The organism is Micromonospora sp. WMMC241 (assembly GCF_027460165.1).
Taxonomy (GTDB): domain Bacteria; phylum Actinomycetota; class Actinomycetes; order Mycobacteriales; family Micromonosporaceae; genus Micromonospora; species Micromonospora humi.
Genome location: NZ_JAPZBF010000001.1, coordinates 3697624 through 3712463 on the forward strand (window position 1 = coordinate 3697624; position 14840 = coordinate 3712463).

Sequence of the window (14840 nt, forward strand, 5' to 3'; positions counted from 1 at the left end):
CGAGAACGGGCGGTCAGACCGGGGGGATGCCGGAGCGGCCGATGGCGGACATGTCGCCGCCACCGATCTCGCTGGTCGCGGTCGGCGGCGGGGTCACGGCCTCGGTGCGGTCCTCGATGCAGGCATCGCCCAGCCCGTGCATCAGCTCCCCGATGGCGGCCAGCGCCGACCCCTTGTCGGGGCAGGGCCGGCCGGTGGCGAGCACCTGCCCGTCGCCGCCCAGCACGGTGAAGCCCACCCGGCCGTCGGTCTCGCTCTCGATCACGAACTTCACCGCGCTCCTTCCGCCGATCAGACGCCGTGGGACTGCAACCACAGCTCCAGCAGGCCCAGTTGCCACAGCTTGTTGCTGCCGGCGGCCGCCTGCGCCCGGTCCGGCTCGGCGAGCAGCTCGTCGACGTACGCGCGGCGGAACAGGCCGCGCCGGCGTGCCTCGGGCGCGCCCAGGGCCTCCACCACCAACTCTCGCACGGGACCGTCGACGTTGCGCAGCGCCGGCACCGGGAAGTAGCCCTTGGGCCGGTCGATGACCTCGGCCGGCAGCACCTCCCGGGCCACGTCCTTGAGCACGCCCTTGCCGCCCTGGGCCAGCTTGTGCTCGGGTGGGCAGGCCGCCGCCAGCATCACCAGGTCCTGGTCGAGGAAGGGGGTCCGCACCTCCAGCCCCCAGGCCATGCTCATGCTGTCCACCCGTTTGACCGGGTCGTCGGGCAGCATCAGGTGGGTGTCCAGGCGCAGCACCGCGTCGACAGCGGTCTGCGCGCCCGGCGCGGCCAGCTCCGCGGCGACCAGCTCGCCGCTGACGTCGGCGTCGCAGGCGTACGCCGGGTCGACAACCCGGTTCAGCCCGGCGTGGTCCCGGTCGAAGAACGCGGTGGTGAACTCCGCCGCGGCGTCCGGCCGGGCCGCCTCGGCGAGCCGGTGGTGGTAGCCGTAGCCGGCGAACACCTCGTCGGCGCCCTGCCCGGACTGCGCCACCTTCACGTGCCGGGCGACCTGCTCGGAGAGCAGGTGGAACGCCACCACGTCGTGGCTGCCCATCGGCTCGGTCATGGCCGCGACGGTGGCGCGTACCGCCGGGCCGAGGTCGCCGTCGGCGAGGCGGATGCGGTGGTGGTCGGTGTCGAACGCGCGGGCGACCAGGTCGGAGTAGTGGAACTCGTCGCCGGCCTCGTCGCCGCGGCTGTCGAAGCCGATGCTGAACGTCTGCAGGTGGTGCTGCCCGGCCCCGTCGAGCAGGGCCACGATCATGCTGGAGTCGAGGCCGCCGGAGAGCAGCACCCCGACCGGTACGTCGGCGACCAGGCGCCGGCGTACCGCGGTGCGTAGCGCGTCGCCGATCGCGGCCCGCCAGTCGTGGGCGTCCATGCCGTCGTGGGCCGGGTCGCGCCGGTACTCGGGGCGCCAGTAGACGTGCTCGCGGGTCCGCCCGTCGGCCTCCACCACCCGGACGGTGGCCGGGGGGAGCTTGCGCACCCCGCGCAGGATGGTGCGCGGCGCCGGCACGATCGAGTGCCAGGAGAGGTAGTGGTGCAGCGCCACCGGGTCGATGCCGGTGTCCACGTCGCCGGCCGCCAGCAGCGCCGGAAGCGTGGAGGCGAACCGCAGCCGGCCGGGCGTCTCGGCGAGGTAGAGCGGCTTGATGCCCAACCGGTCGCGGGCCAGCACGAGCCGGCGCCGCCGCCGGTCCACCAGTGCTACCGCGAACATGCCGACGAGGTGGTCGACGAACTGTTCACCCCACTGGGCGTACGCGACCAGGACGACCTCGGTGTCACTGGTGGATCGGAAGGTGTGTCCGGCGGCCCGCAGCTCGTCGCGCAGCTCGGGATAGTTGTAGACGCAACCGTTGAAGACCAGGGCGAGGTCGAGGTCGTCGCGGGCCATCGGCTGGCCGCCGGCCTCGGAGAGGTCGATGACGGTCAGGCGGCGGTGCCCGAGACTCACCCAGCCGTCGCTCCACCGGCCCTCACCGTCGGGGCCGCGCGAGCGCATGGCCTCGGTCATCCGGTCGACCGCCCGGGCGTCCGGGGCCGCCCCGTCGAAGCGGGCCTCACCGCTGATCCCGCACATGTCGGCGACTACCCGGCATGTGACGGAGGAAACCCGGGATGGGCGGTTGGCGAGCCGGGAACGGCGAGCCGTCGTACGGTGGCCGTACGGGCCATGTCCCCGGGCGGTCCGGCCACGGGACGTGGCCGGAGATCAACAACGCCTGCCAGGAGGACGTGTGTTCGCCAATCCCGAGGAACTCCTGCGATACCTCAAGAACGAGGACGTGAAGTTCGTCGACGTACGTTTCTGTGACCTGCCCGGCGTGATGCAGCATTTCAACCTGCCGGTCGAGTCCTTCGACGACAGCGTCTTCACCGACGGCCTCGCGTTCGACGGCTCGTCGATCCGCGGTTTCCAGTCGATCCACGAGTCGGACATGCTGCTGCTCCCGGACGTGGCCACCGCGTTCGTGGACCCGTTCCGGGCGCAGAAGACGGTCGCGCTGAACTTCTTCGTGCACGACCCGTTCACCCGCGAGGCGTACTCGCGGGACCCGCGCAACGTGGCCAAGAAGGCCGAGGCGTACCTCGCCGCCAGCGGCATCGCCGACACCGCGTACTTCGGCGCCGAGGCCGAGTTCTACATCTTCGACTCGATCCGCCACGAGACGTCGGCGCACCAGTCGTTCTACTACATCGACTCGATCGAGGGCGCCTGGAACACCGGCCGGGTCGAGGAGGGCGGCAACCGCGGCTACAAGACCGCCTACAAGGGCGGCTACTTCCCGGTACCGCCCGTGGACCACTACGCCGACCTGCGTGACAGCATGGTCCGCCGGATGCTCGACGCCGGGTTCACGGTCGAGCGCTCGCACCACGAGGTGGGCACCGGCGGGCAGTCGGAGATCAATTACAAGTTCTCCACCCTGCTGCACTCCGGCGACCAGCTCCAGCTCTTCAAGTACCTGATCAAGAACGAGGCGTGGGCGCACGGGAAGACCGCCACGTTCATGCCCAAGCCCTTGTTCGGTGACAACGGCTCCGGCATGCACACCCATCAGAGCCTGTGGCGCGGTGGCCAGCCGCTGTTCTACGACGAGACCGGCTACGCCGGCCTGTCCGACACCGCCCGCTGGTACATCGGCGGCCTGCTGCACCACGCGCCGTCGCTGCTCGCCTTCACCAACCCGACGATCAACTCGTACCGGCGGCTCGTGCCGGGCTTCGAGGCGCCGGTCAACCTGGTCTACTCGCAGCGCAACCGCTCCGCGTGCACCCGCATCCCGGTCACCGGCAGCAACCCCAAGGCCAAGCGCGTCGAGTTCCGCGTCCCCGACCCGTCGGCCAACGTCTACCTCGCCTTCTCGGCCATGCTCATGGCCGGCCTGGACGGCATCAAGAGCAAGATCGAGCCGCCGGCCCCGATCGACAAGGACCTCTACGACCTGCCCCCGGAGGAGTGGGGCGACGTCAAGCAGGTCCCCGGCTCGCTGTCGCACGCGCTGGAGGCGCTCCAGGCCGACCACGACTACCTGCTCGACGGCGGCGTCTTCACCGACGACCTGATCTCCACCTGGATCGACTGGAAGAACGCCAACGAGGTCGACCCGGTGCGCCTGCGGCCCACTCCGCACGAATTCGCCATGTACTACGACTGCTGACGCACGGCTTCCGTCGACCACCGCCCCCGCCATCGCCCGCCGGGGCGGTGGTCGACGGAAAACGGCAGCTCAAAGAGTGCCGGCCTCGTACCGTCAGGGCATGACCCCGCTGAGCGACCACGCGCCGAACGGACCCGTGCGACGCGGAGGTCGCCGGTGAGGCCGCGGCCCGCCACCGCCACCTCGACCCCGGCGACCCCCACCACCCTCACCCTCGGGGTGGAGGAGGAGTTCCTGCTCCTGGACCCGGTGACCGGGGAGAGCATGCCGGTCGCCGACCGGGTCCGTGACGCGCTCTCCGGGACCGCCCGCGAGCAGAGCCGGCAGGAGTTCCGGCACAGCATGGTGGAGATGGTGACCCCGGTCAGCCCCGACCTCGCGGCGCTGCGGGACCATCTCGTCGCGCTGCGCCGCGCCGCCGCCCGCGCGGCCGACGCCGTCGGGGCGCGGCTCGTCGCGGTCGGCGCCACCCCGGTCTGCGAGGCCCACCGCACGGTCCCCGACGAGCAGCGCTACCACGACATGTCCCGCCGGTTCGGGCCGGTCGCGCACGACCCGGCGGTCTGCGGCTGTCACGTCCACATCGGGGTGCCCGACCGGGAACTCGCCGTCCAGGTCTGCAACCACCTCCGTCCGTGGCTGCCGGTGGTGCAGGCGCTCACCACGAACTCGCCGCTGCACGACGGCCGGGACACCGGGCACGCGAGCTGGCGGTCGATGCAGCTGGAACGCTGGCCCAGCATCGGGCCGACGCCGCACTTCGACTCCGCCGCCGACTACGACGCCACCGTGGACGCCCTGATCACCGCCGGGATCATGCTCGATGCCGCGATGGTCTACTGGTACGCGCGGCCGTCGGCGACCTACCCGACGGTGGAGGTCCGGGTCGGCGACGTCTGCCCCACCGTCGACGACACCGTGCTGGTCGCCGGGCTGGTCCGAGCCCTGGTCGCCACCATGATCGACGAGGTGCGCGCCGGCACGCCCGCTCCGCGCGGCCGCGACTGCCTGGTCGCCGCCGCGCACTGGCGGGCCGCCCACGACGGGGTCGACGGCGAGCTGGTCGACCTGCGGACCGGGCGGCCCCGGCCGGCGTGGGACCTCGTCGACGACCTGATCGTCACCGTCGCGCCCGCGCTGCGCCGGCACGGGGACCTGGACCTGGTGCTGCGCGAGGTGGACCGGCTGCGCCGCACCGGCACCGGCGCCACCCGGCAACGCCGGATCATGGCCGACACCGGCGGCGACGTGCGCGCCGTGCTGGCGCACCTGGCCGCGCAGACCGTCGCGGCCTGACCGGGCCGGCCGGTGCCCTCAGCGCAGCCCGGCGAACAGGTCGTCCTCCGGGGTCGGCGCGCCGGTACTGTCGCGCACCCGCACGAACGTCTCCATCCCCATCAGCTCGGTGAACCGCTCCTCCCCCAGGCGCAGGAAGAAGATGTTCTCCGCCTGGCTGGCGTGCGCCGCCAGGGAGGCGAACTTCTGCCCGCCCTGGGCGCGGGTGTCCACCCAGGTGGTGATCTCGTCGTCGGGCAGGCCCAGCGCCGGCATCTCGTCGGCGGCGTCCGGCTCGGGGAACTCCACCCCGATCTCCTGCATGACCTTGCCGAACTCCTGGAACGCGCTCTGCGGCACGGTCGTCCAGTAGACCTTCGCCGGGATGCCGGTGCGCTCGACCGCGGCCATCGTGATGCGGTGCGCCTGGATGTGGTCCGGGTGGCCGTAGAAGCCGTTCTCGTCGTAGGTGACGACCACGTCGGGGCGGTAACGCCGGATCAGCTCGGCCAGCCGGTCGGCCGCCTCGGCCACCGGCGTGTTCCAGAACGCGCCGGGCGCGTCGTTCGTCGCCCAGCCCATCATCCCGGAGTCGGCGTAGTCGAGCGTCTCCAGGTGGGTCACCTTCAACGCCTCGCAACTGGCCACCAGCTCCGCCTGGCGCATCGCCACCACGGCCTGCGGGTCGTGCCCGTCGTCGCCCGGCTTGACGCCGCCGGGCCCGTCGCCGCACCGGCCGTCCGTGCAGGTCACGAGCACCGTCGTGACGCCCTCGGCCGCATAGCGGGCGAGGATGCCGCCGGTGCTTGTCGCCTCGTCGTCGGGGTGCGCGTGCACCGCCATCAGGGTCAGGGATCGCTCAGCCACCCCGTCACCATACGAGCATCCACCGACGCACTAGCATTGCCCGGTCCGCAGACGGCGACGGAAGCGAGGCACGATGGGTTGGCTCCGGCGGTTGCTGGGCGGCGACGGTGCGGTCGAACTCGACCCGGGACGCCAGCAGGAGCTGCTGCGCGACGTCCGGCACTCCTACGGCGCGCACGCCCGGATCCGGTTCCCCGAGCAGGTCGACGCGATCAGCCGGCTGCTGTCCGACGACGACGGTCTCGTGGTGGCCGCCGGGATCGTGTGCGAGGCCGCCGAGGAGGCGCACGCCGACCTGCAGTTCCAGGCCCAGGAGGTATTCCGGCGTACCGGCCGGCGGCTGCTGGTGCACCGCCGCAACTACCGGCCCCTGTGGAAGGAGGCCGGTCCGTCGCTGCGCTGGCCGCTCGGCGCGCTGCCCAGCGGGCTGCACCCGTACGCGCAGGTGACGGCCGCCGCCACGGTGGTCGGCGGCCGGGCGAAGCGCCTCGACCGGGTGACCGACCCGCAGCCGTTCGTGGTCCGCCTGTTCGAGGTGCTCGACCTCACCACCGCCGGCTGGGAGTTCGGTCGGGTGCGGGTGGACACCGACGGCACCACACTGGTCGAACGGCTGACGTACGCCGCCGCACAGGTCCTCGCCGCGATGGACGACCCGCCCCGGCTGCCGCCGGCGGTGCGGGAGATGATGCGCCGCAACCACAGCATCGACGTGTACGACCCGGCCGGCCCCCGGGTGGTCGGCCGGATCAACCTGGGTGCGCGGCTGCGCGAGACGCTGCTGGCCTGACCCGTGCCGGTCGGGCCGGTGCGGGGCTACGCCGTCCGCACCGGCCCGTACCGCTCGGGTCAGGGCGTGGTCAGGTCGAACTTGCGTACGGTGACCGCGCCGCCCAGCGCCTGGGTGGCGTAGTTGAACATGGCGAACCGGTAGGCCATGAAGAACTGCCAGGCGTGGTTGAGGGTGAACGCGGGGCCGAGACCGACGAAGTTCGTGCCGTCGGTGCTGTAGGAGAAGCGGGCCTGCCGACCCGCGCCCGGTCTGACGTCGGCGTTGACGCGGAGCCAGATCCGGCTGCCGCTGACCGCGGCGCTGGCCTGTTCGGCGCCGGTGCCGGTGGTCTGCCAGCTGCTGTTCATGGTCAGCCCGTTGGTCATCACGACCCGGGTGGTGCCGTTGTCGCGGCGCAGGCCGATCCAGGCCGACGAGTCGCGCAGCAGGGCCAGGCCGGCCCGGTCACCGTTGGCCATGGCGGAGTGGTCCAACTCGATCGTCGCGGTCGAGGACGGCCCCTGGATGCGGTGGGTCAGCGTGTTCCGCGCCTGGTAGAGGTCGTTGGTCACGGTGGCGGTCTGCAACCGCAGGCCGTTGTTCGCCGACCAGCGGGTGTTGTCCGGGTTGTGGTTCCACTCCCACTGCGGGCCGAGGGTCGGCCCGGTGAACGTGTCGGCGCCGATCATCGGCTTGACCTGGCGTGGGGGGCGGGGCACGTTCGGGTACGGGTAGCTGGCCCCCCAGCGCCCGTTGACGGTCTGCAGCACCGGCCAGTCCGCGTTCCAGGTGATCGGGGCCAGGGTGGGGATCCGGCCGCCGGGGTAGGCGTCGATGAACGCCATGTAGTACCAGTCGCCGTTCTGGGTCTGCACGATCCCGCCCTGGTGCGGCACGGAACCCGGCTCGCCCTGGATCGGGCCGGGCAGGTTCAGCAGCACCTCCTTCGTCTCGTACGGGCCGAAGGGGCTGCGCGAGCGCAGCACGTACTGACCGTTGGCGGGCTTGGTCAGCCAGATGTAGTAGTAGCCGTTGCGCTTGTAGAACCGGGCGCCCTCGATGTAGCCGATGTTGGACGGCGAGGTCCACACCTGCTGGGCGCGCACCTGGGACAGGCCGTCGGCGGAGAGCTGGGCGACGCTGATGTTGGTGCTGCCGTACGCCACGTACATGGTGTCGTTGTCGTCGACGAGCAGACCGGCGTCGTAGTAGCAGTTGTTGATCCGAGACCGCTTCTGCCAGGGGCCCTCCACCGAGGTGGCGGTGTAGACGTAGGTGCGGTTGAACTCGGTGCAGCCGATCCAGTAGAAGGTCTTGTTGCTGGGCCGGTAGTTGAACGCCGAGGCCCAGATCCCCTTCACGTACGCCCGGCCGCCGGTCAGGTTGTAGTTGTTCGACTCGAAGTCGAGGTTCGGCACCGAGTGCCCGACGAACTCCCAGTTGACCAGGTCGTAGGAGCGCAGGATCGGCGCCCCGGGCGAGTAGTGCATGGTCGACGCCGAGTAGTAGTAGGCGTCGCCGACCCGGATGATGTCGATGTCCGCGAAGTCCTGCCACAGCACCGGGTTGGTGAAGGTCGACGACGGCGGCCAGGGCCCGGTCGTGGGCGGTGGCGTGGTCGGCGGCGGCGTGGTGGGCGCGGGGGTCGTCGGCGGCGCGGTGGTGGTGGGAGCGGGCCCGCCGGTGGTGGGGGTGACCGACCCGGTGCAGGTGACGCCGTTCAGGGCGAAGCTCGTGGGCACCGGGTTTGTCGTGGTCCAGGTGCCGTTGAAGCCGAAGGCGGCGCTTCCGCCGGTCGGGATGCCGGCGTTGTAGCCGGCGTCGGCGACGGTCACCTGGGCGCCGGACTGCGTGACGGCGCCGTTCCAGATCTGGGAGACGGTCTGACCGGCGACGAAGGACCAGGTGAGCCGCCAGCCGTCGACCGGGTCGCCGAGGTTCTTCACTGTCACGTCGGCGCCGAATCCGCCGGACCACTGGCTGGTCACCGTGTAGGTGACCGAGCAGCCGGCGGCGGCCGACGCCGAGGCGGAGACGAGCCCTCCGGCGCCGGTGACGAGGACGGCGGTCACGGCCGCCAGGCCGAGCCGATAGCGGGTGTGTTTCACAGCAACCTCCGGACAGGTACGTCGGTCGGAATGCGGGTGTCGGTGGCGCCGTCGTCGGTGACCGTCGTCGACGAGTACTTCCCCACCTCGAGCGTCATCCTGGTCACGCTGCCTCCCATGACGGACGGGTCTGCGGCGCGGGCCCCGGTCACCGCGGTCGGGGCCCGCGCCCGTGCTGCTCGTGCCGAACCGGCTCAGGTGACGCCGCACGCCTGACCGTTGAGGGTGAACGCGGTCGGCTTGGCGTTGGCGCCGGACCAGCTCGCGATGAATCCGAAGGTCACGGTGCCGCCGGGGCTGACGGTCCCGTTCCAGGCCGCGTTCGTGGCGGTGACCTGCGTGCCGCTCTGGGTGTAGGTGGCGCCCCACGCCTGGTTGATCTGCTGGCCGTTGACGAAGGACCAGCGCAGGTTCCACCCGTTGACCGGCGTGGTGCCGGTGTTGCGGACGGTGACGTCGCCCTGGAACCCGTCCTGCCACTGGCTCGTGATCGCGTAGGTCACCTGGCAGGAGGCGGCCGGCGGCGGGGTGCTGGTGGTCGGGGTCGGCGTGGGGGTCGGCGTCGTCGGGGTCGGGGTCGGGCTGCCGGATCCGCCGCTGACCCGGTAGACGACGGTGCCGTGCGCGGGCACGCTGGCGGAGATGGCGCCGGTGCTGGTGGAGGTGGCGTCGGTCCACGCGTCGCGCAGCGTGAACGAGCTGCCGCTCTTGCCCACCGCCGCCGCCGTGGTGGAGACCGTGGTGGTGGCGCTGCCCTGGTTGAACAGCGCGACCGCGACGTCGCCGTTGGCCAGCGGCTTGGCCAGCACCCGGCGGGTGCCGTCGAAGGACACCTGGGCGGCTTGCCGGGCCAGGGGGTCCTGGCTGATGGCGATGAGGTTGGCGTTCTTCAGGATCGTCTGGGTCGCCGCGTTCATCGAGCGCAGGTCGTTGCCGGCGATCAGCGGCGAGGCCATGACCGCCCACAGCGCGAAGTGGCTGCGCATCTCGGTGTCGGTCATCCCACCGCGCCCGACCTCCAACATGTCCATGTCGTTGAACGCGCCGGGCCTCGCGCGTGCGGCCAGCGGCACGGTGACGTCGACGATGTTCTGGATACCCATCGGGTAGCCGTTGGTCTGCCCGCTGTTCCAGGTGTTGGTGATGTCCTCGGTGGTGCGCCACATGTTCGCCACATCACCCCAGTCACGCTGCGGGCCGGTCTTGGCGTGCACGCTGTTGGAGTTGATGCTGTACACGATCGGCCGACCCGACGCGGCCAGCGCGTCACGCATCAGGTTGAACACCCGCACCTGATCATCAATCGACCCGCTGGGCGAGCACCAGTCGTACTTCAGGTAGTCCACCCCCCACGCGGCGAACTGCCGCGCGTCCTGCACCTCGTGACCCTGCGCCCCGGTCGAGCCGGGATAACTGTTGAAGTACTGCGCACACGTCTTGGTCAACGGACCCTGGTAGATGCCGAACTTCAACCCCCGCGCGTGGATGTAGTCACCAAGGGCCTTCATCCCCGACGGGAACCGGCTCGGATCGCCCTGCAGGTTCCCCGCCGCATCCCGGTTCGGGTTCATCCAACAGTCGTCCACCACCACGTACTGGTAACCCGCGTCACGCATCCCGGAACTGACCATCGCGTCGGTCATCTGCCGGATCAACGACTCGCTGATGTTGCACCCGAACGTGTTCCAACTGTTCCAACCCATCGGCGGCGTACGCGCCACACCGTTGTCGAGCGCCATCGCGTCGGGCGCGCGCACCACGGCCGCGGCCCCCGCCGCGACCAGCAGTCCCGCCACCAGCGTGACCAGGATCCGGTGCCGGCGAGCAACATGTCTCATGTCTCGATCCCTTCCGAGAGAGGGACGTCCCTGAGCGGTCGGCGGGCGCGCGCCCGGCCCGGGCGGGCGGAAGGCGGCTCGACGCGCGGGCGCGCACCCGGTGCCGGATCAGGTCGTCGTGCAGGTGAGGTTCGTCGGCGGGTTGTTGGCGCCGTTGACCGTGCCGATGAAGCCGAACGTGGTGGAGGCGCCCGCGGCCAGCGCGCCGTTGTAGTCGACGTTGCGCACGGTCACGTTCGCTCCGCTCTGGGTGTGCGAGCCGCCCCAGATCTGGTTGATGGTCTGCCCGTTCGGGAACGTCCAGGAGACCGTCCAGCCCCGGATGGCTGTCGCGCCCGCGGTGACGGTGACCTCGCCCTGGAAGCCGCCCGACCACGAGCCGGTCACCGCGTACGTCGCCCGCGCGCCGGACGGCGCCGGGGAACTGGTGGTCGGCGTCGGCGTCGGTGACGTGCTCGGCGTGGGCGTGGGGCTGGGCGTGGCGGTCAGGGTCGGTGACGGCGTCACGCCGGGCCGGGCCGCCCGGTAGGTGTGGCCGGCGCGCACCGTGAGCTGGACGACGTCCGTCTCCGGCCGGGTGGTGGCCGGCGTGCTGCCGTCGGTGGTGTCGACGAGCGCGAACCCGCCGGTGAACAGCCGCGAGCGCATCCGGAGCGTGCCGTCGCGGTCGGCGCGGATGCCGATCTCGTCGATCTGACCGTTGCTCCAGGACAGGCCGACCGTGTATCCGCCGCGACCGCGAAGACCCGCGACCTGCCCGGTGGGCCACGCGCTCGGCAGCGCCGGCAACACGTTCAGCTCGCCGGTGTGGCTGTGCAGCAGCATCTCGGCGATGCCGGAGGTGGCGCCGAAGTTGCCGTCGATCTGGAACGGCGGGTGCAGGTCGAACATGTTCGGCGCAAGCCGGTCGGTGCGTACCAGGTCGCGGAACAGCTTGTGGGCGCGGGCGCCGTCCTCCAACCGCGCCCAGTAGTTGATTTTCCAGGCCAGGGACCAGCCGGTGCCGTCGTCACCGCGCAGCTCCAGCGTCCTGCGGGCGGCCTCGTGCAGCGCCGGCGTGCCCCGCTTGGTGATCTGGTTGCTGGGGTGCAGGCCGTAGAGGTGGGAGACGTGCCGGTGGGTGCGTTCGGTCTCGACCCAGTCGGCGAGCCACTCCTGCACGTTGCCCCGGGAGCCGACCTTGCTCGGGGGCAGCCGGTCCTTCGCGGTGCGCACCTGCGACCGGAACGTGGTGTCGACGCCCAGGACCTCGCTCGCCCGGGCCGCGGCGTCGAACAGGTCCCGCAGGATCTGGTTGTCCATGGTGGGGCCGGCGCAGACGCTGGCGTTCGCGTGGTGCGGCAGCTCCGGGGAGTTCGACGGGTTCGTCACCAGGTAGTTGAGCGTCGGGTGCACGACCAGGGTGTCCAGGAAGAACTGGGCGGCGCCCTTGAGGGCCGGGTAGTTCGCCTGGAGGAAGCCGAGGTCGCCGGTGAACTGGTAGTGGTCCCAGATGAGCGTGCTCAGCCAGGCCCCGCCGGTCTGCCACATGCCCCACAGCGCCCCGTCGACGACCGAGGCGCCCCGCCACGCATCGGTGTTGTGGTGGGCGACCCAGCCGCCGGCGCCGTACTGGGCCTGCGCGACCCGCGCGCCGGTCACCGTCAGGTCCTTGACCAGGTCGAAGACCGGCAGGTAGCACTCGGACAGGTTCGTGGTGTCGGCCGGCCAGTAGTTCATCGGCAGGTTGGCGTTGATCGTGTACTTCGAGTCCCAGGACGGGGTCAGCGAGTCGTTCCAGATGCCCTGGAGGTTCGCCGGCTGGGTGCCGGGGCGGGAGGAGGAGATCAGCAAGTAGCGCCCGAACTGGAACAGCAACGCGGCGAACTGCGGGTCGTTGCTGCTGGCGTGCTGCGCGATCCGCACGTCGGTCGGCTGGTCGGCGGCGGCCGTCCGGCCCAGGTTGATGCTCACCCGGTTGAACAGCGCCTGGTAGTCGGCGACGTGGCGGCTGCGCAACTGGTCGACGGCGACGCTCTTGGCGGCGTTGAGCCGGTTGCGGGCGATGCCCTGGTAGTCGCCGTTGACCGTGCGGTAGTTGACATAGCTGGAGCCGATCGAGATCAGGACGGTCACGCTCGTCGCGCCGGAGACCCGCAGGGTGCCGCCGGAGCTGCTGACCGTGCCGCCGGTCGTCGCGGCGTTGGCCAGGGCCAGGAACCGCACCGAGCCGTTGACGCCCTCCATGCTGCCGGAGATGCCGTCGAGCCCGATGGTGGCCGAGTCCGGGCTCGACACGGTGGTGCGTTGCGGGCTGTCGAAGGTGGCGGAGAACGTGATCGAGTTGGCCCGGTCGGCGGTCAGCCGGACCACGATCACCTGGTCCGGCGCGCTGGCGAAGACCTCCCGCTGGTGCCGTACACCGTTGAGCACGTAGGTCGTGGTCGCCGTCGCGGTGGTCAGGTCGAGGGTCCGGTTGTGCTGGGTGGCCCCACTGGCGGAACCGAAGGCGAGCCGGAGGTTGCCCACCGTCTGATAGGCGAGCTGGCCACCGGGAGTGCCCATCATGGTCTGGTTGATCAGGTCCTGCGCCGAGGTCCACTGGTCGGCGAAGACCCGCCGCCGGATCTCGGCCAGGTTGGCCGCGCCCCGGGTGTTGGCCGAGTCGTACGGGCCGCCGGCCCAGACGGTGTCCTCGTTGAGCTGGAGCCGTTCGGTGTCGATGTTGCCGAACACCATCGCGCCGAGCCGCCCGTTGCCGATCGGCAGCGCGCGGAGCCAGTCGGCGCCGGCCCCCTCGTCGTACCAGAGCGCCAGGTCGTCGGCGGCCAGCACCTGTGGCGGTGCCGCCGAGCCGGCGCGCGCGGTCGCGCTCCAGGCGACCGGCACCATGGCGGCGCCGGCCCCGGCCGCGCCGGCCTTGAGCAGGTTTCTTCGCGTCATGTCGGACATGGGCTTCTCCAGGCCGGGCGGGTCAGAGGCGGGTGCAGGTCAGCGACGGCGTCGTCGCCGAGCCGTTGGCGGTGAAGCCGAACGTGGTGGACGCGCCCGCCGCCAAGCTGCCGTTCCACGCCTCGTTGGAGACGTTCTGGGTGCTGCCGGAGGGCGCGTTGCGCCCGCCCCAGAGCTGGGTGATGCTCTGCCCGTTGGCAAGCGTCCAACTGACCCGCCATCCGCTGATGGCAGCGGCGCCGGCGGTCACCGTGACCTCGCCCTGGAAGCCGCCCGGCCACTCGGTGGTGGTCCGGTAGGTGGCGGCGCAACCGCCCGACGGCGGCGGGTTCGTCGGCGACGCGGTCGGTGAGGCCGTCGGTGACGAGGTCGGTGAGGCCGTGGGCGACGGGGTCGGCGTGGTGCCGGCGAACTGGGTGAAGAACTTCCACACCTCGGCCGGGACCCAGGTTCGGGAGCCGCTGTCGCCGCCGGCGCCGTCCTGCGGGGCGGCGATGTGACCGCCGTCGAACGCCGCCCACGCCACCGGGTAGCCGGGCCGGCAGCCGGAGTAGGTGTAGACGGTGTGGGTCAGGCTGCCGGACCTCGGCTCCGGCGGGCTCGCCGCGGTGCAGCCGTTGTTGGCGACGAAGCGGTCCCGCAACGCGCGTCCGCTGGCGATGTTGTCACCGATGCCGTGCACCCCGAGGTAGGCGATCGGCTGGGTGCCGCCGCTGCATCCGCTGAGCGTGCCGGGTGAGGACTGGACCGCGACCGCGCGGAAGACGTTCGGCCGGGCACAGGCCAGGGCGTAGCTCATCCCGCCGCCGTAGCTGAAGCCGACGGAGAACCGCTGCGTGGTGTCGACGCACAGGTCGCCCTCGATGCGGCGGAGCATGTCGTCGACGAACGTGACGTCCTCGCCGCCGGAGTTGGCCCAGCCGTTGCTGATGCCCTGCGGCGCCACGAAGATCGTGCTGTTGTTCGACAGCCGCAGCAGGCCGTAGTAGGACCACACGTCGCGCTGCACGGTCTGGCCGGTCGCCACGTCCACGGCGGTGCCGCCCCACCAGTGGAATCCGAAGACCAGCCGGTACTGGCGGTTCCGGTCGTATCCGTCGGGCAGCTTCAGGATGAAGCTGCGGTTCTTCCCGCTGCTGGTGATGGTGTACGTGCCGTTGCCCAGGGTGGGGGCCTTGCCGCAGCCGGCGGTGGCCGCCAGCGGGCTGACCTCGGCGGCGGACGCCGCGCCGGGGTTGCTGCTCAGTGCGGCGCCGGCAAGCGCCGCGACGAGCACCGCCGCGGTCGCCAGCGCGCCGGCGATGGACGATCGTCGTGCCATGACGTGACTCCTCTGTCGGTGGTGGGGCCTGGTCGCGGGCGGGCCGGTCGACCCGCCCGCGAGGAGGTGCGGT

Annotated in this window: 10 protein-coding genes; 3 read left to right on the plus strand and 7 right to left on the minus strand. The window is 71.4% G+C overall.

What is annotated here, in order from left to right; genetic code table 11:
• Positions 1 to 13 precede the first annotated feature (13 nt).
• Entirely contained in the window at positions 14 to 274 is a 261-nt protein-coding gene (locus O7598_RS17210) for a hypothetical protein (RefSeq protein WP_091064718.1), read from the minus strand.
• Between the two features lie 17 nt (positions 275 to 291).
• Positions 292 to 2073 carry an N-acetylglutaminylglutamine amidotransferase gene (locus tag O7598_RS17215; protein WP_269692351.1) on the minus strand — a complete coding sequence of 594 codons (1782 nt, stop codon included), beginning with the start codon at positions 2071 to 2073 and terminating at the stop codon, positions 292 to 294.
• A gap of 157 nt (positions 2074 to 2230) precedes the next feature.
• On the opposite strand from O7598_RS17215, the gene glnA reads away from it, so the two are divergent.
• Both glnA and O7598_RS17225 read left to right on the plus strand, forming a co-directional pair.
• Complete coding sequence (glnA, locus tag O7598_RS17220) at positions 2231 to 3655, plus strand: type I glutamate--ammonia ligase (RefSeq protein WP_269692352.1); 1425 nt, start codon at positions 2231 to 2233, stop codon at positions 3653 to 3655.
• 156 nt (positions 3656 to 3811) lie between these two features.
• On the plus strand, positions 3812 to 4951 hold the full coding sequence (locus tag O7598_RS17225; RefSeq protein ID WP_269692353.1) for a carboxylate-amine ligase: 1140 nt from the start codon (positions 3812 to 3814) through the stop codon (positions 4949 to 4951).
• A gap of 18 nt (positions 4952 to 4969) precedes the next feature.
• On the opposite strand, the gene O7598_RS17230 is transcribed toward O7598_RS17225, so the two are convergent.
• Positions 4970 to 5797, minus strand: a complete 828-nt coding sequence (locus O7598_RS17230; protein WP_269692354.1) for a PIG-L family deacetylase — start codon at positions 5795 to 5797, stop codon at positions 4970 to 4972.
• Positions 5798 to 5870: 73 nt separating this feature from the next.
• On the opposite strand from O7598_RS17230, the gene O7598_RS17235 reads away from it, so the two are divergent.
• Complete coding sequence (locus O7598_RS17235) at positions 5871 to 6587, plus strand: hypothetical protein (protein ID WP_269692355.1); 717 nt, start codon at positions 5871 to 5873, stop codon at positions 6585 to 6587.
• Positions 6588 to 6646: 59 nt separating this feature from the next.
• On the opposite strand, the gene O7598_RS17240 is transcribed toward O7598_RS17235, so the two are convergent.
• The 4 genes from O7598_RS17240 to O7598_RS17255 all read right to left on the minus strand — a co-directional run bounded on the left by O7598_RS17240 (position 6647) and on the right by O7598_RS17255 (position 14767).
• On the minus strand, positions 6647 to 8677 hold the full coding sequence (locus O7598_RS17240; RefSeq protein WP_269692356.1) for a family 43 glycosylhydrolase: 2031 nt from the start codon (positions 8675 to 8677) through the stop codon (positions 6647 to 6649).
• A gap of 194 nt (positions 8678 to 8871) precedes the next feature.
• A complete protein-coding gene (locus O7598_RS17245; RefSeq protein WP_442929865.1) occupies positions 8872 to 10515 on the minus strand; it encodes a cellulose binding domain-containing protein in 1644 nt (547 codons plus the stop codon).
• Positions 10516 to 10623: 108 nt separating this feature from the next.
• Positions 10624 to 13446, minus strand: a complete 2823-nt coding sequence (locus O7598_RS17250) for a glycosyl hydrolase family 95 catalytic domain-containing protein (RefSeq protein ID WP_269692357.1) — start codon at positions 13444 to 13446, stop codon at positions 10624 to 10626.
• Between the two features lie 22 nt (positions 13447 to 13468).
• The gene (locus O7598_RS17255; protein ID WP_269692358.1) at positions 13469 to 14767 is read right to left on the minus strand and encodes a cellulose binding domain-containing protein; all 1299 of its coding nucleotides are present in this window, start codon (positions 14765 to 14767) and stop codon (positions 13469 to 13471) included.
• Positions 14768 to 14840 lie beyond the last annotated feature (73 nt).